This is a genomic window from Streptomyces sp. NPDC002676, from assembly GCF_053592455.1.
The window spans coordinates 51199-69943 of sequence record NZ_JBSFVT010000012.1; the positions used below are offsets into that span (position 1 = coordinate 51199).

Annotated in this window: 17 protein-coding genes; 9 read left to right on the forward strand and 8 right to left on the reverse strand. The window is 70.9% G+C overall.

The genetic code is table 11. The features are described from left to right. Positions 1-15: 15 nt before the first annotated feature. Positions 16-633: a TetR/AcrR family transcriptional regulator gene (locus tag ACWD3E_RS28480; protein WP_451390422.1), complete on the forward strand. Its 618-nt coding sequence runs from the start codon at positions 16-18 to the stop codon at positions 631-633. 127 nt (positions 634-760) lie between these two features. Here ACWD3E_RS28480 and mgrA read toward each other — a convergent pair whose 3' ends face one another. Beyond that, on the reverse strand, positions 761-1804 hold the full coding sequence (gene mgrA / locus ACWD3E_RS28485) for an L-glyceraldehyde 3-phosphate reductase (protein WP_451390423.1): 1044 nt from the start codon (positions 1802-1804) through the stop codon (positions 761-763). Positions 1805-2085: 281 nt separating this feature from the next. On the opposite strand from mgrA, the gene ACWD3E_RS28490 reads away from it, so the two are divergent. After that, positions 2086-2940 (forward strand): chitosanase, encoded by an 855-nt coding sequence (locus ACWD3E_RS28490; protein WP_451390424.1) that lies wholly within the window; start codon positions 2086-2088, stop codon positions 2938-2940. Positions 2941-2949: 9 nt separating this feature from the next. Here ACWD3E_RS28490 and ACWD3E_RS28495 read toward each other — a convergent pair whose 3' ends face one another. Beyond that, on the reverse strand, positions 2950-3615 hold the full coding sequence (locus ACWD3E_RS28495) for a DUF4328 domain-containing protein (protein WP_451390425.1): 666 nt from the start codon (positions 3613-3615) through the stop codon (positions 2950-2952). 148 nt (positions 3616-3763) lie between these two features. Between ACWD3E_RS28495 and pgm the strand changes: the two genes are divergently transcribed. Then, entirely contained in the window at positions 3764-5404 is a 1641-nt protein-coding gene (gene pgm / locus ACWD3E_RS28500; RefSeq protein WP_451390426.1) for a phosphoglucomutase (alpha-D-glucose-1,6-bisphosphate-dependent), read from the forward strand. Between the two features lie 56 nt (positions 5405-5460). Here the strand turns inward: pgm and ACWD3E_RS28505 are convergent, their stop codons facing one another. The 3 genes from ACWD3E_RS28505 to ACWD3E_RS28515 form a co-directional block, all read right to left on the reverse strand. Beyond that, positions 5461-6375 carry an SGNH/GDSL hydrolase family protein gene (locus tag ACWD3E_RS28505; protein ID WP_451390427.1) on the reverse strand — a complete coding sequence of 305 codons (915 nt, stop codon included), beginning with the start codon at positions 6373-6375 and terminating at the stop codon, positions 5461-5463. A 252-nt stretch (positions 6376-6627) separates the two neighbouring features. After that, complete coding sequence (locus ACWD3E_RS28510) at positions 6628-6822, reverse strand: hypothetical protein (protein WP_451390428.1); 195 nt, start codon at positions 6820-6822, stop codon at positions 6628-6630. A gap of 29 nt (positions 6823-6851) precedes the next feature. Continuing rightward, positions 6852-7736 (reverse strand): hypothetical protein, encoded by an 885-nt coding sequence (locus ACWD3E_RS28515; RefSeq protein ID WP_451390429.1) that lies wholly within the window; start codon positions 7734-7736, stop codon positions 6852-6854. Between the two features lie 333 nt (positions 7737-8069). On the opposite strand from ACWD3E_RS28515, the gene ACWD3E_RS28520 reads away from it, so the two are divergent. The 3 genes from ACWD3E_RS28520 to ACWD3E_RS28530 all read left to right on the forward strand — a co-directional run bounded on the left by ACWD3E_RS28520 (position 8070) and on the right by ACWD3E_RS28530 (position 12036). Continuing rightward, positions 8070-8723, forward strand: coding sequence for a maltokinase N-terminal cap-like domain-containing protein (locus tag ACWD3E_RS28520; protein ID WP_451390430.1), 654 nt, complete (start codon positions 8070-8072; stop codon positions 8721-8723). A 289-nt stretch (positions 8724-9012) separates the two neighbouring features. Continuing rightward, on the forward strand, positions 9013-10875 hold the full coding sequence (locus ACWD3E_RS28525; protein WP_451390431.1) for a M1 family aminopeptidase: 1863 nt from the start codon (positions 9013-9015) through the stop codon (positions 10873-10875). 99 nt (positions 10876-10974) lie between these two features. Continuing rightward, the gene (locus tag ACWD3E_RS28530; RefSeq protein WP_451390432.1) at positions 10975-12036 is read left to right on the forward strand and encodes a lysozyme; all 1062 of its coding nucleotides are present in this window, start codon (positions 10975-10977) and stop codon (positions 12034-12036) included. A gap of 99 nt (positions 12037-12135) precedes the next feature. Here the strand turns inward: ACWD3E_RS28530 and ACWD3E_RS28535 are convergent, their stop codons facing one another. Continuing rightward, positions 12136-12735: a hypothetical protein gene (locus ACWD3E_RS28535; RefSeq protein ID WP_451390433.1), complete on the reverse strand. Its 600-nt coding sequence runs from the start codon at positions 12733-12735 to the stop codon at positions 12136-12138. A 71-nt stretch (positions 12736-12806) separates the two neighbouring features. Next, on the reverse strand, positions 12807-13472 hold the full coding sequence (locus ACWD3E_RS28540) for a TetR/AcrR family transcriptional regulator (protein WP_451390434.1): 666 nt from the start codon (positions 13470-13472) through the stop codon (positions 12807-12809). A 122-nt stretch (positions 13473-13594) separates the two neighbouring features. Here ACWD3E_RS28540 and ACWD3E_RS28545 point away from each other — a divergent pair, with 122 nt between their 5' ends. The 3 genes from ACWD3E_RS28545 to ACWD3E_RS28555 all read left to right on the forward strand — a co-directional run bounded on the left by ACWD3E_RS28545 (position 13595) and on the right by ACWD3E_RS28555 (position 17439). Next, positions 13595-15022 (forward strand): MFS transporter, encoded by a 1428-nt coding sequence (locus ACWD3E_RS28545; protein ID WP_451390435.1) that lies wholly within the window; start codon positions 13595-13597, stop codon positions 15020-15022. A gap of 161 nt (positions 15023-15183) precedes the next feature. Beyond that, the gene (locus ACWD3E_RS28550; RefSeq protein WP_451390436.1) at positions 15184-15864 is read left to right on the forward strand and encodes a hypothetical protein; all 681 of its coding nucleotides are present in this window, start codon (positions 15184-15186) and stop codon (positions 15862-15864) included. A 201-nt stretch (positions 15865-16065) separates the two neighbouring features. Beyond that, entirely contained in the window at positions 16066-17439 is a 1374-nt protein-coding gene (locus ACWD3E_RS28555; RefSeq protein ID WP_451390437.1) for a vanadium-dependent haloperoxidase, read from the forward strand. 84 nt (positions 17440-17523) lie between these two features. On the opposite strand, the gene ACWD3E_RS28560 is transcribed toward ACWD3E_RS28555, so the two are convergent. Beyond that, entirely contained in the window at positions 17524-18666 is a 1143-nt protein-coding gene (locus ACWD3E_RS28560; protein WP_451390438.1) for an AI-2E family transporter, read from the reverse strand. Positions 18667-18745 lie beyond the last annotated feature (79 nt).

An 18745-nucleotide genomic window follows, 5' to 3' on the forward strand; every position in this document is an offset into this window, starting at 1 on the left:
GGATAGGATGGCCTCATGTCCTCCACGCCCGTCCACCGCCGGCAACCGACGTTGAGCAACCCGCGCGTCCAGCGCACTCGCGCCCGCATCCTGACCGTCGCGCGTGAGCTGCTGCCCGAGGTCGGGCCGGCCGGACTGACCTATGCCCTGCTGGCCGAGCGGGCCGACGTCACCCGCCAGACCCTCTACCGGCACTGGCCCAACCGCGCCGCCCTGCTCTTCGACCTCATCCTCGAAGGGCCCGACTTCGGCGATTACCCCGAACCGAGCAGTGACGTGCGCGCTGTGGCCACCGCCTGGCTGAAAAGCCTGCGCAACGGCATCAGTGACCCCGCCATCCGTACCGCCGTCCTCGCCGTCACCGCCCAGGCGGACCACGACCCCGACAGTGCCCAGGCCCTCACCCGCATCGGCGAGGACCGGCACGCAGCCCTGAACAAACTGCTGGAACCCTCCGGCGTCCAGATCAACGACGACGAATACACGATGCTCTACGGGCCCGTCCTTGCCCGGCTCTTCCTCGACCGCGGCCAGGTCACGGACACCTTCATCAATGCCGTCGTCACCCAGTGGCTCGTCGGCCTGGAACGTGACGGCGCCCTGCCGCGGCCACACACCCCGACCGGAACCTGATCACAGACACGTGGCCGTGCCGGAGTCCCGCCGAAACGGCGCGCACCCCCCTGCCCGTGGTGGGTCAGGAGGGTGCGGTAGGGGCTGCTGCGCAGGCGCAGAGCGAGCCGTCCTGCGGTCGGCGGTCTCAGCCGAGATTGCCCAGCCGTGCGTCCCGCCACAGGTCGACGCCGCCGTCGGTGGCGTACTTGTCGATCTCGGCCAGCTCCTCGTCGCTGAAGTCGAGGTTCTCCAGCGCCGCGACGTTCTGCTCCAGCTGCTCGACGCGGGAGGCACCGATCACCAGCGAGGTGACCCGCTGGTCGCGCAGCGCCCAGGCCAGCGCCAGCTGGGCCAGGGTCTGCCCGCGCCGGGCCGCGATGTCGTTCAGGGCGCGCAGCCGGTGCAGCATGTCCTCCGTCAGCAACGAGGCGTCGAGCGACGTCCCCTGCGCGGCCCGCGAGTCCTGGGGCACGCCGTCGAGGTAACGGCCGGTGAGCAGCCCCTGGGCGAGCGCGGTGAAGCCGATGACACCGAAGCCCTCCTCCTGGGCCGCGTCCAGCAGGCCGTCGGTCTCGATCCAGCGGTTGAGCATGCTGTACGACGGCTGGTGGATCAGCATGGGGGTGCCCAGGTCGCGGAGGATGGCGACGGCCTGCCGGGTGCGCTCGGTGTCGTAGGAGGAGATGCCCACGTACAGCGCCTTGCCCTGGCGGACGGCGGTGTCGAGCGCGCCCATCGTCTCCTCCAGGGGCGTGCTCGTGTCCAGCCGGTGCGAGTAGAAGATGTCCACGTAGTCCACGCCCATGCGGCGCAGCGACTGGTCCAGCGACGCGAGCACGTACTTCCGGGAGCCGCCGCCCTGCCCGTAGGGGCCGGGCCACATGTCCCAGCCGGCCTTGGTGGAGATCACCAGCTCGTCCCGGTACGGCGCGAGGTCCTGCTTCAGCAGCCGCCCGAAGTTGATCTCCGCCGAGCCGTACGGCGGACCGTAGTTGTTGGCCAGGTCGTGGTGGGTGATCCCGAGGTCGAAGGCGCGCAGGGCGATCTCGCGCTGGGTCTCGAACGGCCGGTCGTCGCCGAAGTTGTGCCAGTAGCCCAGGGACAGGACGGGGAGGTCCAGTCCCGAGCGGCCGGTGCGCCGGTAGCGCATGGTGCCGTTGTAGCGATCGGGGTCCGCGACGTGGGTCATCGGGTCTTCTCCGGGTGGTGCTGTAGGGGTGCCCGTCGTGTGCGACGGGGCGTCTCCACCCTGCGCCTCCATGATTCGTAAGTCCAACCGATGCCCTTCATGGCATTCAGTGCTGTGGCTTCTGAATCGCCGAGGGCGGGGTCGCGGGAAGCGGGTGCTGTGTAATCGTACGAAGTTCTGGCGGGACGGGTTACCGGTGCCCTCTGTGTTTGATAGGAAACTTTCCTATCGAAGCTGGTTCCGGACCAACTCCCCACCCCCCACCCCGACTTGGAGTCCCCGTGGTGCACGCAGACCATGAAACAGCAGGCCGCGAAACGGCAGCCTCCGCCCACGTCTCCCGCAGGGCCGCCGTCGCCGTGTTCGGTGCCGTCGCCTCCGGCGCGCTGCTCGGCGTCCAGCGCGTCGCCGCGGCGCCCTCGGCCGCGCCGGGCCTGGACGACCCGGCGAAGAAGGAGATCGCCATGCAGCTCGTGTCGAGCGCGGAGAACTCGTCGCTCGACTGGAAGGCCCAGTACAAGTACATCGAGGACATCGGCGACGGCCGTGGCTACACCGCCGGCATCATCGGGTTCTGCTCCGGCACCGGCGACATGCTCGACCTCGTCCAGCTCTACACCGACCGCAAGCCCGGCAACGTCCTCGCCAAGTACCTGCCCGCCCTGCGGAGGGTCAACGGCACGGACTCCCACAAGGGCCTCGACCCGAACTTCCCCCGGGACTGGCGCAGGGCAGCCCAGGACACCGCGTTCCAGCGGGCCCAGAACGACGAGCGCGACCGCGTCTACTTCAACCCCGCGGTCGCCCAGGGCAAGACGGACGGCCTGCGCGCCCTCGGCCAGTTCTGCTACTACGACGCCATCGTGATGCACGGCGACGGCGACGACCCCACCAGCTTCCGCAACATCCGCAAGCGGGCGCTGCGCAGTGCCAAGCCGCCGGCCCAGGGCGGCAAGGAGACGACGTACCTCAACGCCTTCCTCGACGCCCGGGTGTGGGCCATGAAGCAGGAGGAGGCCCACAGCGACACCAGCCGCGTCGACACCGAACAGCGGGTCTTCCTGCGCAAGGGCAACCTCGACCTGAACACCCCGCTGGACTGGAAGGTGTACGGCGACAGCTACCACATCGGCTGACCCGCGGGGTTACGAAGCGTGCGGCAGGCCGTCGGGCACGGGAACCGGGACCCCGGGTCCCAGGCCGGCGGCCTGCCGTGCCGTGATGCGCTGGATCACCGCTATGACCAGCGCGGCGGCCAGGAAGTCGAGGGCCTGCGCCGCCACGAGCAGGGGCAACGAGGTGCCGTAGCCCAAGGGCGGACCGGCCAGGTACAGCACCGCGTGCCCGGTCCAGGCCGCCCACCACACGTTCACCATGACGTCCGAACGGTCCGTCGCCGCGCCGGAGGGGGCGCTCGCGCGCAGGACGTCCTGCACGAGCCCGCGCGGTGCCCAGAGGTTGAACACCGGCAGCAGCCAGGCGAGCACGGCCCACGAGACCGAGGTGCGCACCGCGCCGGGCGAGAGAAGGTCCGCGTTGCGCCGGCAGCGGGCGAACCACACCAGGAACAGCACGATCGCCGCCGGCTTGACGTACACGTTGATCCGCGTGGCCAGGACGAGATCGGTGGCCGGCGTGATCGCCGGGTGCAGCAGACGAGCGCGGTGAGCGAGCGCCCAGAACAACTCGGTACTGGCCGCTGCCGCCACGGCGAGCTGGGCGGAACGGGCCAGGCCCCAGGGGGCGTTGGTGGTGGAACCGGGCATGGGGAAGACCTGTCTGTCGGAGGCGTCCTGCGGAGCGGGCAGCACGGGACGAAGATCGGAGCACCGGATGATAGGCCGGGCGGGCGAGCCGTGGCACGGTGCCCTGGCTGGTGAGGCGTACTCGCCTGGCGGGCGTCCGGCAGGAAAGATGGGCGTCGAGTGTTGGATCACACCGATGCCAAGGAGCGGACTCATGCCGCACGAGCGAGCCGGCCGGCCGGCCGGTCCCGCGGACCTTGTCGACGTGGCGCGGCTGGTCACGGCGTACTACGCGCTGCACCCCGACCCGGCGGACCCGGCGCAGCGGGTGGCGTTCGGCACGTCGGGGCACCGGGGCTCATCCCTGGCGAGCGCCTTCAACGAGGACCACATCGCCGCCACCAGCCAGGCCATCTGCGAGTACCGCGCCGCCCAGGGCACCGACGGCCCTCTCTTCCTGGGCGCCGACACGCACGCCCTCTCCGAACCGGCGAAGGTCACCGCGCTGGAGGTGTTCGCCGCCAATGACGTGACCGTGCTCATCGACACCGGGGACGGCTACACGCCCACCCCCGCGGTCTCGCACGCCATCCTCACGCACAACCGGGGCCGCACCTCCGGCCTCGCGGACGGGGTGGTCGTCACGCCCTCGCACAACCCGCCCGCGGACGGCGGCTTCAAGTACAACCCGCCCAGCGGCGGACCCGCGGCCTCCGACGCGACCTCCTGCATCCAGGACCGGGCCAACCAGATCATCGCGGGCGGCCTGAAGGACGTACGCCGGGTGCCCTACGCCCGCGCGCTCGCCGCGGACACGACTCAGCGGTACGACTTCCTCGGCAGCTACGTCGGCGATCTGCCGAGCGTGCTCGACCTCGATTCCGTCCGCGCGGCCGGGATCCGGATCGGCGCCGACCCGCTCGGCGGCGCGTCCGTCGCCTACTGGGGGCGCATCGCCGAACAGCACGGCATCGACCTGACGGTGGTCAACCCGCACACCGACCCCACCTGGCGCTTCATGACGCTGGACTGGGACGGCCAGATCCGCATGGACTGTTCGTCGCCGTACGCCATGGCCTCCCTCATCGAGCAGCGCGACCGGTTCCGCATCGCCACCGGCAACGACGCCGACGCCGACCGGCACGGCATCGTCACCCCGGACGCGGGCCTGATGAACCCCAACCACTACCTCGCGGTCGCCATCTCCTACCTCTACCGGCACCGCGAGCAGTGGCCCGCCGACGCGGGCATCGGCAAGACGCTCGTCTCCTCCACGATGATCGACCGGGTCGCCGCCGACCTGAACCGCCAACTCGTCGAAGTGCCGGTCGGGTTCAAGTGGTTCGTGGACGGACTGGTCAGCGGCGCCCTCGGGTTCGGCGGCGAGGAGTCGGCCGGCGCGTCCTTCCTGCGCCGGGACGGCTCGGTGTGGACCACGGACAAGGACGGCATCATCCTCGCCCTGCTCGCCTCCGAGATCACCGCCGTCACCGACCGGACCCCGTCCGAGCACTACGCCGAGCTGGCCGGCCGCTTCGGCGAGCCCGCGTACGCCCGGATCGATGCCCCCGCCACCCGCGAGCAGAAGGCGCTGCTGGCCAAGCTGTCCCCGGCGCAGGTCACCGCCGACACACTGGCCGGGGAAGCCGTCACGGCCGTGCTCACCGAGGCGCCCGGCAACGGTGCCGCGATCGGTGGCATCAAGGTCACCACGGCCAACGCCTGGTTCGCCGCCCGGCCTTCGGGCACCGAGGACGTCTACAAGGTGTACGCCGAGTCGTTCCTCGGCGCCGACCACCTCGCCCGGGTCCAGGAGGAGGCCAAGGGCGTCGTCCTCGGCGCGCTCGGCGGCTGACGCACGGCACGGCGGCCTCCGCGACGCCTGCGCGGAGGCCGCCGCAGCCGTACGGCTCAGTCCCGTCCGCGGCCCTCGTCCAGCCGGTCCAGCACGGTCCGCGCCATGGCCTCCTCGCCCCGGGCGTTGGGGTGCGCGGGGGCCGCGGGTGCGGTCGGCCGCAGCGGCTCGATCCAGCGGTCCGCGGGCGCCTTGCACATGTCGTGGCCGACCGTGGGCCCGTAGGTGTCGACGTACTCGGCCCGGTTCCAGCCGGCGACCAGCCGCAGCATCAGGTTCAACCGCTTCTCGGTGTCCCGCAGATAGGGGAAGTCCCCCTGCGCGAACGGCACTGCCGGGAAGCAGCCGACGCCGTCGTCGGGCAGCAGGTCCGGGTAGCCGACGACGAGGACGCGGGCGTGCGGCGCCCTGGCGTGTACGGCGCGCAGCACCCGGTCGATCTTCGGGGCGGTCCTGGCGATCGTGAGCGCCAACTGGTCGTAACCGGAGGCGTTGTAGGACCGCTCGCAGGGGTTGCCGGCCGGGTCCTGGACGGACAGGCGGGCGCAGGTGCCGATGATCGAGCCGAAGCCGACGTCGTTGCCGCCGATCTGGACCGTCACCAGGTCCGTGTTCCGGTCCAGAGCGTCGAGCTGGGGCTTGTTGGTGCCCTGTGCCTGCCACATGTCGTCGGTCGTGGCCCCACTGCAGCTCACGTCCGCGAACGCCGTCACCTGCCGCTGCGCCGCCACGAGGGAGGGGTAATTGTGGTCGGAGCGCGCGCAGTTGGCGTCCACCTGCCCGGGGATGGCCGGGCCCGCGGTGTAGGAGTCGCCGAGGGCGGCGTAGGTGAGGTCGTGCCCGGGGCCGGGGTGCGCCACGGCCGGCGTCGTGACACCGGCGACCAGTGCGCAGCCGCCCAGCGCCGCCCCGAGTGCGGCGGCCCGCCGCGGCCGTCTCGAACCACTCTCCGAACGTGTCTCGTTCACCATGAATCCTCCCCCTGAGGCCGGGACATCAACTGGGCCTGTATACCGCCCGGTAGGTCTCGCCGACCAGAAGCGGGAACCTATGAGTTGATCCCGCGGAATCCCCCTGCGGCGGCTCGGCGCCGCAACCGTCGTCCTCGACCGGGGCGTTCACCCGGCCCCCGACGACATCCCCCACACCCTGCAAAAGCAGCGAAAGCCCTGGGTCGCGGTGTCTCACCGTCGGCCCAAGGCCTTCTGCTGAACCCGTTCCGTCTACTCGTCCGGTTCGGTGGTCTCGCGCTCGCGCTCGCGCATGCGTCGCTGGGTCCACTCGCGCATGCTCTCGCCGTCGGATGGTTCATCCGTGCGGGGCTGCCGCGGCTCCGACGCCCCCGCCTTCATCCTCTCGATCTGCTGATGCAGCTTGGCCGCGCGAGCCCTTCTCGCCCTTTCGTCCGCTTCGCCCATGGCAGTCCTCCCGTTCCGGGGATGGCGCACTACTCATTCTCCTCCTCGCCGCCCTCCCAGGAAGCCTCGACGATCTTGCCTGCCTTCAGGGCCTCGATCTGGTCCCGCCAGCCCTGCGCCCGCGAGGCAGTGGTCTTCTTGATCTGCGCGGTCAGTGTCCGGGCGTCGGCGAACTTGAGGGACTGCGGTCCGGCCTGGGCGATGCGGCGAGCCGTCTCCGTCTTGGCATCGATGGCGGACCGGATACTGCCGCTCCGGTTCGTCATGCGCCCCAGGTTGCGGAACACGGGCTTGGACGTGCCGAACCAGACCTGCTGCCACCAGAGATTGGTCGTGCGGTCGAGCCAGGTGATGTACCCGCCCTCGCGGATCGAACGGGGCTCCTTGATGTTGCCCCCGAAGCTGTACCGGACACCGTCGGCCGTCACCGGATCGTAGAAGTGCGGCGTGATGAAGTCCGAGACGAGGAATCCGTTCACGGTGTACCCGAACTGCGGGTCCTCCGGGGGATCGGCCACCTCGACCAGGAATTCGACGACTCCCTGGTCCGGCTTGGGGGAGTGGCCTGCCATCAGCCTGTTGCCGGCCGGGTCGGCCAGCATTTCGAGAACCTCGTGACTCGCCGTGAGCGACCAGCTGTCGCTGTACTGGACGAGGGCGAACGGTTGTCCGTGCTCATCGAGGTGGATTCCGTCGACACCGGCCGGCTCATTGATGTCGTCGGCCACGATGACCGGCCAGTACCCGACGGGGACGTCCTCCAACCGGTCGAACGCGTCCACGGTCGCGGAGACGTTCCAGAGTGGGCCGAAGTCCCGGGTGACCTGCTTCTGCAGCGCCGCCGTCACACGACTGAGCTGCGCGTCGGAGATCTGATTGGTTTCGGATACAAGACCGACCTGAGCCAGCAACATCGAACTCGCCTCTTTCCGTTCCGTGCCGGCGCGGTGGTCCGCTCGTCATGGGACAGCGGTCCGCAAGCCGGCGGCGGCAATTCCTGCTCGTCGAAGATGCCGAGCAAGTAAGACCGTATGTTCGATCTGTGGACTATGCCCGCCTATTCACCTTTGTGGGTGATGTGTTCATCACTCAACGTGACTGATACTGCCGCTCGTGCGCGCGGACTCGGCTGAGATACGCAGGAGCCAGGAGACTGCCTCTCTCGCCGTCACGGACGGATGGCCGGCGCCGACGGTGTGAAAAGGTGCAAGGGTCAACGTCCGACGCAACGGGGGAGTAGCTCCGGCATGGCCCTGATCCACCACACCACCCTCCAGCCGACCAAGGTCGAACTGCTCGCCGAATGGCTGCCCACCCGCCCCTGGTACCGGGGCGGACCGGCGCCGGTGCTGGACAAGGCCGGTGGCTTCCGGCTGGACGACCCGGAGGGGGAGGTCGGGATGGAGTTCATGGTGGCCACCGACACGGCCGACCCGGAGCGGACGGCCTACCTGGTGCCGCTCACCTACCGCGGCGCGCCGCTGGAGGGGGCCGAGCAGGCCCTCGTCGGCACGATGGAGCACGGTGTGCTCGGCAAGCGCTGGGTCTACGACGGCTGCCACGACCCGGTCCTGGTCGCCGAGTTGCTGTCCCTGATCGAGGGCCGGGCCGAGGCGCAGGCCCAGAGCCTCAGTGACACGCCCGACCGGGAGGTCACCCGCTCCCACACCGGCACCCCCTTCTCCCTGGCCGGCTTCACCCCCGAGCCCGTCGACGACCGGGAGGGCACGCGCCTGTCCCTGCCCGGGGACGCCACCCTCCACGTGCACCGGGTCCTGCGTCCCGTCCCCGAGAACCCGCCGCTGCCGCCGCAGGGGGCTGCCGGACACGTGGCGGGCGGCTGGCCCGGGCCCGACGGCGGCCGTCTGCGGGCGATGTTCATGGTGCTCCACAACGGCTGATCCACAACGGCTGATCCACAACGAGACCCCACAACGACGGATCCGCTTCGGCTGATCCGTCACGCGCAGGGCCGGTGCATCAGGAGCACCGGCCCTCACTTCCCCTTATCTTCTGGCATGCCCTGGTCAAATCTGTCACTCTTTCGGCAGCCGTGTCCCCGACCCCATCAGGGCTCGGCGCACCTCACGTACAGCGATCGCGCGACCCCGTCCGAGGCCGCCCCGGCGCACCCCGCCGGCCGGCGGCCGTCGAGCAGGCCGGAACCCCGGCCTCCGTAAAGGAGCAGCGTTGAGATCGATCCCCCACAAGGCCCTCGGTGCCGGTGCCCTCACCGTCGCCGCGCTGGCCGCCCTCTCTCTCCCCGGCACCCCCGCCGCCGCACAGCCCGCGAGGGCACCCGTGGCCGCCGCCTGCACTCCGGCTCAGGTGGTCACCAACGGCGGCTTCGAGAGCGGCACTTCGCCCTGGACGCAGTCCTCGTCCACTGTGATCACCAACCGGACCGGACAGACCGCCCACGGCGGCAGCTCCTACGCCTGGCTGGACGGCGTGGGCAGCACCCACACGGACACCCTGACGCAGAGCGTCACGATCCCGAGCGGATGCAGCACCGCCACCCTCACCTACTGGATGCACATCGACACCGACGAGACGACCTCGTCCGTCGCCTACGACAAACTGACGGCGAAGATCGGCACGACGACCCTCGCGACGTACTCGAACCTCGACGCGAACACCGGGTACGTCAAGAAGTCGGTCGACGTGTCGGCGTTCGCCGGCCAGACCGTCAACCTGTCCTTCACCGGAGCCGAGGACTACAGCCTCCAGACGAGCTTCGTGCTGGACGACATCGCCCTCGACACCTCCGGCGGCACCACCCCGCCGCCCACGGACTCCGTCCGCACCCCGGCCACCCCGTCGTACACCGTCAACCTGAGCAGCGACAGCAGCGGGACCAGTTGGAGCGGGCACGAGAGCGTGTCCTTCACCAACGCCTCATCCACCGCGCTCAACGAGGTGTACCTGCGGCTGTGGGACAACTACCACGGCACCTGCGCGGCGATGCCGATCACGGTCACGAACGTCACCGGCGGGAGCGCCGGCGCCCTCTCCGTGGACTGCACCGCCCTCAAGATCGACCTGCCGACGCCCCTCACCCAGGGCCAGAGCGCCACGATCGGCTTCGACCTCGGCATCACCGTGCCCAGCGGCGCCGACCGGTTCGGGCACGACGGTGCCTTCAGCTTCATCGGCAACGCCCTGCCCGTCCTCGCGGTCCGCGACGGCTCGGGCTGGCACCTGGACCCGTACACCAACAACGGCGAGTCGTTCTACTCCCTGGCCGCCGACTTCAAGGTGACCCTGGACCACCCCAGCAGCCTGCTGGTCCCGGCCACCGGCACCTCCACGGACACCCCCGGCTCCAGCGGCCGTACGATCACGACCGCGACCGCCGCCAAGGTCCGTGACTTCGCCTGGGCCGCCGGGCCCTTCACCAAGATCTCCGGCACCTCGACCGCCGGAGTCGCGGTGAACGTGTACTCCGTCTCGGGCATCAGCTCCAGCAGCGCCCAGTCCATGCTCAGCACGGCCAAGTCCGCCGTGGACGCCCACGCGGCCCGGTTCGGCGCCTACCCGTACGGCGAACTGGACGCGGTGATCGACAACAACTTCTGGTTCGGCGGCATGGAGTACCCCGGCTTCGTCCTCGACCTGGTCAGCACCACGGCGCTCACCCACGAGATCGGCCACCAGTGGTGGTACGGCATCGTCGGTGACGACGAGTACAACAGCCCCTGGCTGGACGAGGCGTTCACCGACTACGCCACCGACCTCGCGCTCGGCAAGACCGGCACCAACTGCTGGAGCAGCGTGTCCTGGGCCTCCAGCGCGGAGAAGATCACCAACTCGATGGCCTACTGGGACGCGAACTCCTCCCGCTACTCCACCGTGGTCTACGGCTACGGCAAGTGTGCCCTGCACGACCTGCGGCGGCTCATCGGTGACACCGCCATGACCAAGCTGATGAAGGACTACGCGACCGCCCACTGGTACGGCGTGTCGACCACGGCCGAGTTCAAGGCGGCGGCCCAGGCCGCCACCACGACCGACCTGACCTCCTTCTGGTCCCAGCACCGCATCGACGGCTGACCCGGCCACCGGCCGGGCTGACCCATTCGGGTCAAACCCGGCCGGACAGGGCTACGTTGGGCGGTACCCGGAGTGCGGTACCGCCCGACTGCGGGTCACATGGATGGTGTGCGAAGCGACATATCCCGAAGCGACCGATCCCGTACCGGCCGGTCCCCGTCTCACCGCCTCGGCCGCTCACGCCTGTCCGTCACCGGCGTCCTGACCGGCCTCCTCCTCGCCCTGTCCACCCCGGCGGCCCTGTCCGCGCCGGACCCGTCCGACCCGGACACACCCGTGCGGGGCAGTGCCTACATGGGCATGGGCGTCCTCGCCCACGACGGACGCGATGCCACCGCCGCCGACGCCACCACGGGCGACGCCACGGCCGCCGACGCCACCACGGGCGACGCCACCACGGGCGACGCCACCACGGGCGACGCCACCACGGGCGACGCCACCACGGGCGACGCCGATGTCGGCGACGCCGTCCCTGCCGGCGAAGGTGCCACGGACAACGGCAGCGCCGACGCCCTCACCCTCGACACCCGGGCCGGCCAGACCGAGGGCGTGGACGTCTCCAGCCACCAGCGCGAGGTGGCCTGGCAGACGCTGTGGAACGCCGGTACCAGATGGGCGTACACGAAGGCGACGGAGGGGACGTCGTACGCGAACCCCTACTTCACCCAGCAGTACGACGGCTCGTACGCCATGGGCATCATCCGCGGCGCCTATCACTTCGCGACCCCGGACAGCAGCGGCGGCGCCGCCCAGGCCGACTACTTCGTGGACCACGGCGGCGGTTGGTCCAAGGACGCCAAGACCCTGCCCGGCGCGCTCGACATGGAGTGGAACCCGTACGGCGACGACTGTTACGGCAAGTCCGAGACCGCGATGGTCAGTTGGATGCGTGACTTCCTGAACCGCTACAAGGCGCGTACCGGCCGCGACGCCGTCATCTACACGGCCACCAGCTGGTGGACCCAGTGCACCGGCGACTACGCGGGCTTCGGTGCGACCAACCCGCTGTGGGTCGCCCGCTACGCCTCGACGCCGGGGACGCTGCCCTCGGGCTGGTCGTCGTACGCGATGTGGCAGTACACCTCCGCCGGGCCGACGGTCGGCGACCACGACCGGTTCAACGGCTCCGCGAGCGGGCTGCGGGACCTCGCCACCGGCTGAGGCCCACCCCCGCCCGGTGCCTGGGGCAGTCCCGTGGCCCGCCGGTTCGTCCGCGCCCGTCACCGAGATGCTGCCCACACAGGTGAAGGCGCGGGCGGGCTATGCCGGGCCGGGGAAGGCGGGCAACTGCTTGAAGCGGTCGTCCAGCGTGACCGTGGGCGTGATGCGGTTCAGTGCGGCCCGGACCAGGGTGAGCGGGTGGTCGGGGAAGTGGGCGTCCCACTGCCCGTCGTCGCCCACGTGGTACGGCAGCCCGCCGAACTGCCCGCCGGAGCCGTAGGGGTGGGGACGGAAGTACGCTTCCGGACCCACCTGGGCCAGCACCATGGCCTCCCGCATGCCGGTCGTCGCGCCCTCCGCCGCCTGCACCTTCACGACCGTGCTGCACCGGTCCCTGGGCATCGTCCACGAGCCCAGGAACACCTGCCCGGGCCCGCCCGGCCGCGGCACCTTCACCAGCTGGCGGACCGCAGGCACCCCGTCCACGGTGCCGGTCACCGCCTCGATGAGACCGCCTCCGGCCCCGCCGACCCCCGCGGCCAGCCCGGCCTGCAGCCGGTCCACCTCGTGCAGCGGGGCGGGGAGATCGGGTACGAGCGGAAAGAAGTGCACCGAGAGTACGAGTCCCGCCGCGTCGGTCCACACGCCGGGCTCACGTGCGGTGAAGCCGGTCAGATCCATGCCGGTGATCGGAGTCATGGGGATCATCCTGCCGGGTCCGGCTGGCCCGGGCCCGACCGGGTCCCGTGCAGCACGCATGCCGGTCCGTCTCAACTCCCGCCCGGGCGCGGCATGTAGTGGCCCAGGAACATGTCGACCCCGCTCGCGATCAGCCGGTCGGTGAGGTCGTCGTCGATCGTCGTGCCGTAGGCGCTGAAGACGAGATGCGGATAGAGCAGCAGCGCGTACAGCTGGAGGATCGCCACCTCCAGGTCGGGGATGTCCAGCCGCCCCGCGTCCACCAGGTGCTGCAGCGCGCCGGCCACGACGGGGTGGTGGCGTGCCGGTCCGGCGCCCTGCCAGACGGCGCCGAGTTCCGGGAAGCGGTGCAGTTCGCGGGCGACGACGTTGCGCAGGTTGAGGACGTCGGGGTTGCTGCGGATGCCGTGCACCCAGGCTCGGGCCGTCGCGGTGAACGCCTCGCGCAGGTCACCCGCGTCGGTGAGGTGCTCGGTCGCCTGGGCCAGGCTGTCGCCCAGCGGGGCGTCGAGCGAGTCCTTGACGGCCCCGATGAACAGGGCCTCCTTGCTCCCGAAGTGGTTGTAGACGGTCACCTTGGACACGCCCGCGGCAGTCGCGATGGCGTCCACGCTCACGTCGAATCCGTCGCGCAGGAACAGCTCGCGGGCGGCCTTGACGATGGCCTGCCGCTTGGCCTCGGCACGCGGGCCGGTGGGGGGCTGCTTGGCGGGCGGCACGGCTTTCGTGGAGGTCATGAGCGCAGTCTACCCGCGTACCTGAACTGAACGGTTGAGTTCAACTGAACTGGCCCGTACAGTTCAGTTCGGTAACCGTCAGGCACCGCCGGGGATCGCCCCGGCCGCACGGAGGAACCGTCATGAGCCATGCCCACCACACCATCCACGCGGAGCACACGTCCGCGCCGCCCCTGCCGCGCCGCCGGCCGATGCTGGCGGTGCTCTGCCTGGCCCAGTTCATGCTCGTCCTGGACGTCACGGTCGTGAACGTCGCCCTGCCGGACATGGCGGCCGACCTCCACCTCGGCCGCGAGGCGCTCACCTGGGTCGTCACCGCCTACACCCTGTGCTTCGGCGGGCTGATGCTGCTCGGTGGCCGCCTTGCCGACGCGTTGGGCGCCCACCGCACGGTGCTTGCCGGTCTCGCGGTGTTCACCGCGGCCTCGCTGGGCACCGGGCTCTCGACCGGTGCGCCGATGCTGCTGACCGGGCGGGTCTTCCAGGGGGTCGGCGCCGCACTGCTGTCCCCGTCCGCGCTGTCGATCGTCACCACGAGCTTCCATGGCGTCGAGCGCAACAAGGCCCTCGGCGTGTGGGCCGCGCTCGGCGGCACCGGCTCGGCCGCGGGCGTCCTGCTCGGCGGCGCACTGACCTACGGGCCCGGCTGGGAGTGGGTGTTCTACCTCAACGTCCCGGTCGGCGTCCTCGCGCTCACCGTCCTGCCCGGCCTGCTCCCGCGCCACGCCCCGCGGCCCGCGCGGCTCGACCTGCCCGGCGCGGTCCTCGTCACCGCGGGAACCGGTGCGCTGATCTACGGCCTGGTACGGGCGGGCGACGCGGGCTGGGGGAGCACGAGCGCCGTCCTGCCCCTGCTCGCCGGCCTGGTCCTGTACGGCGCGTTCGCCGCCGTCGAACGCGCGGGCCGGGCCCCGCTGATGGACCTGCGGATGCTCACCCGGCGCCCGGTGGTGGCCGGTGCCTTTCTGATGCTGGTCGCCACCGCGCTGCTGATCGGTTTCTTCTTCCTCGGCTCGGTCTACCTCCAGCAGCTGCGCGGCTTCAGCCCGCTCAGGACCGGTCTGCTCTTCCTGCCGGTCGCCGTGGGCACGGGTCTCGGCGCTCACCTCGGCTCCCGGCTCGTCGGCCGGATCGGCAGCCGTGTCACGGCAGTTGCCGGCCTGGCGGTCGGCGCGGCCGGAACGGTGCCGCTCGCCCGGCTGTCGGGCGACGGCAGCGTGTACGCCAGTCTGCTGCCCGGCCTGGTCCTCGCCTCCCTCGGCGTCGGCGCGGTCTTCGTCACCGCCACGACCACCGCGCTCGCCCTGGTCGCCCCGGAGGAGGCCGGACTCGCCTCCGGTGTCGTCAACACCTTCCACGAGGTGGGCGGTTCGGTCGGTGTCGCCGTACTGTCCACGATCGCCGCCTCCGGGATCGAGCACGGGGCGGTCGGCGGATTCCGGGACGCGTTCACCGCGAGTGCGGCCGTCGCCGCGGTGAGCGCCCTGGCCTGCCTGGTTCTCGTACCGCACAGCAGGCCGCAGACGACCGGGGCTCCGCACATGCACTGACGCCAGGCCGGACGGTCGTCCTCGGCCCGCTCGCCGAGGACGACCGCGACCGCACCCGCCCCGCCCTGCTGTCGCTGCCACCTGCTGCTCAGGTACGGTCCGGCGGAAGATGAGTACGACAACTCAGGCGCCTTGCCATGGAGTTCTTGAAGGCTGAGTGCATGACTTCGCCCTCACCGTTCCCCCCGGCCCAGCAGTCCTGTTCCTACCCCTACCCGTACCCGGGACAAGCGCCGCAGCCCGCGCCCCCTCGGTGGCGCCGTCGGCTGCTGATCGGACTGGTGGCGCTGGTCGTGGTCGCCGTATGTGCCGTGGCCGCCAACTGGTGGACGCAGGACGGTGGTTCCAGTCCGCTCGCGGGCAGGCCCCGGGTCACCGACACACGGGCCGGGCTCTCGTACGCCGTCCCGGAGGGCTGGAAGCACGACGCCGCCAAGGACAAGCACCTGGTCGACGGGTTCTCGTCCCAGATGAGCCGGACGTCGGGCGCGGGCTCCTCCGACGGTGCCACCGTGCTGGCCGGGCGCGCCGGACAGACCGTCGCCCGCGCCGACCTGCGCCGGGCGACGGAGGAGGCGGCCCGCTCCAACGTCGAGTTCTTCTTCCCGGACCGGCCTGCCACCCTCGCGACGTCCCAGGCGACCGAGGTGGACGGACAGCCCGCGCACACGGTCGTCCTGCGGATCAGCACCGACGACGGAGGTACCGCCGGCCTGCGGATGACCGTGGTGACGATCCACGGCGAGCGCACCTCGTTCCTCCTCGGGATCACCATGGGCACGCCCGACCCGTCGGTCACGGCGGACATCCAGGCAGTCGTGGCCGACGCCAGGGTCGGGTGACATACCGCCAGGGTTTACATCGGCGTCCACTGCGCCCCAGGGATGACCGTGGTGTCCGCCGCCTGCCCGATGTGTCCCGAAGCGGGCCCGGCCTAGATTGCGGCGCGCAAGGCACAGCGCATCGGCAGAGAGGAACCGTCCCGCATGTTCCGCACGACAAGCCGCACGACAAGCCGCACGTCAGGCCACGCACAAGGTCGTATGAAGCGAGGCAGACGCGATCGCATCCGCGCCAAGGCCGTGACCCTCGCGACCGTGTTCGCCACGGCCGCGGGCGCGCTCGCCCTCACGCCCCAGCCGGCCTCCGCGGCCCCCAACTACACCGGCGACCCGGTCCTGTACTGGAACAACGTCCTGATCGGCGCAATCAGAACGGCCGGGGGCGCCCCGGGCCCGATCTCGCGGGCCGCCGCCGAGATGAACGCGGCGATCTACGACGCCGAGAGCTCCTACCAGCTCCGCTGGCACACGATGACCTCCGACCCCTACCTCCAGGCGGTCAACTACGCGGCGTGGCTGGAGGGTCCGGGCGAGGAGGAGCGGGTGATCGGCCGCACCGCCTACAACATCCTGCTCAAGCTGTTCCCCGACCAGACGACGTACCTGGACAACAAGTTCAAGGAACGGTTCGGCACCAGCCCCACGGACTTCGACATTCTCGACGCCACCGTGGTCAACACGGTCGTCACCAACATGTGGAACTTCCGCAACGCCGACGGCTCGGACAGCCAGGCCGTCTACACCCCGGACGGCAAGCCCGGCGCCTGGCTGCCCACCAGCTACCCCGACCTGCCGGACCCGGGCTGCGGCCAGGCGAGCCAGGCCGCCATCCCCGATTGGGGCAAGGTCAAGCCGTGGGCACTGACCTCCGGCTCCCAGTTCCGGCCGTCGACCCCGGGACAGTACGCCTCGTACGAGAGCCTGCTCGCCAGCCCGGCCTACGCCGCGCAGGTGGAGCAGGTGCGGACCCTCGGCGCCGCCGGCTCCACGGCTCGTACGACCGACCAGACCGCGGCGGCCTGGTTCTGGGCCAATGACGCGAACGGCACCTACAAGCCGCCGGGCCAGCTGCTGGACATCACCGCCCGGGTGTCGCGGGACCGGGGGCTGACGACGTATCAGAGCTCCCGGCTCTTCGCGCTGGTCTCGATCGCCATGGCGGACGCGGCCATCGCCGAGTGGGACGTCAAGTACCAGACGCCGATCGACCTCTGGCGTCCTGTCTCGGCGATCCGCGAGGGCCTGAAGGACACCACGTGGAAGCCGCTGTCGGGCACGACGCCGTGCTTCCCGGCATGGGCATCCGGCCACGCCGCCTTCGCTTCCGCATGGGCGGGGATCATGCGGCAGTACTTCAAGAGCGACGACATCACCTTCACGGCCTCGACCGATGACCCCAAGTCCCCGGTCAGGACGCGCACGTTCACCAGCTTCAGCCAGGCCGCACGCGAGGACGCGGACAGCCGGGTCTGGCTGGGTGTCCACTACCCGTGGGACGCGAGCGACGGAATGACACTCGGTGACAACATCGCCACCTGGGTCTTCACGCACAAGATGAAGGCCGTGGGGTCGTAGGCCATCCACGCCCTGGCACCCGCCTCGCGCAGGAGCCGCAGGCCGTTCAGGCCCACGTCCCCCGCGCCACCCCGCGCTGACACCTCACGACGGCACCGTGCGCAGCGCGCGCAGCACCGCCCAGAGGACCGAGATGAGCGGCACCGCCACCACGGCACCGATCACCCCGGCCACGATGCTGCCCGCGATGACCGACACGGCCACGACGAGCGGGTGCAGCCGGACCGCCCAGCTCATCACCAGCGGGTGCAGTACGTGGCCTTCGAGCTGGCCGATCACGACGATGAGGATCAGTACGGCCCCCGCCGTGAGCGGTCCGCGTCCGGCCAGGGCGACGACCGTGGCCACCCCGAGCGCCACCGGTGAGCCCACCAGCGGAACGAACGCCGCGAAGAACTCCAGCAGCGCCAGCGGCAGCGCGAGCGGTACCTGCAGGACCAGCAGGGCGATACCGACGAGGACGGCGTTGGTCGCGGCCACGATGATGATGCCGCGCGTGTACCCGGCGAAGGTCCGCCACGCCGCCCGCCCCGCCCGGTCCCAGGCCGGGCGGGCACGGATGGGCAGCAACTCGTCGCGCGCCCATCCCCACAGGCGCTCGCCGGAATGGATGAAGAAGACGGAGGCGAAGATCGCGAGCGCGCTGCCCGTGACCACCTCCACCACCCGGCCCAGCCCGGTCACGGCGCTGCTCAGCAGGCTGGACCGGTGCGCGGTGAGATAGTCCGTCACCTGGCGTTGCAGGTCGGCGAGTTTGGCGGGACTGAGCCGGAACGGCGGACCCTGCAGCCACACCTCGATCCGGTGGATGCCGTGGCGGAACTCGCCCACCAGCGTGGCGGACTCGTTCGCCACCGCGTTGCCCACCAGGGCCAGCACCGCGAGCAGGACCAGAATGCTGCCCACCAGCGCGGTGGCGACGCTCAGGGGCCGCGGTAGCGCCCGGTCGATCAGATCCGTCAGGGGGCGCAGGACGGAGGTGAAGACCAGTGCGAGGAACAGGGCCACGGCGATGAGCTGGAAGCGGCCGAGGACGCCGAAGACGCCGTAGACGACGATGCCGACGAGGATCAGCCGCCAGGAGTAGGCCGCCGCGACCCGCAGCCAACCCATCCCGCGCTCGGTCAGCGACTCCCTCGCCTCGGCGCGGCCGGTCGGCGGCAGCCGGACCGAGTGGGCCGGCCGGCTGCCCAGCACCGCGCGGCCCGCCCGGCGCCCCTCGCCCACCACTCCTGCGACTCCCTTCCGTGGCCGTCCCTGACGGTCGGTCACATCCACAGAACCGTAAAGGCAAGCCGGGGGAGCA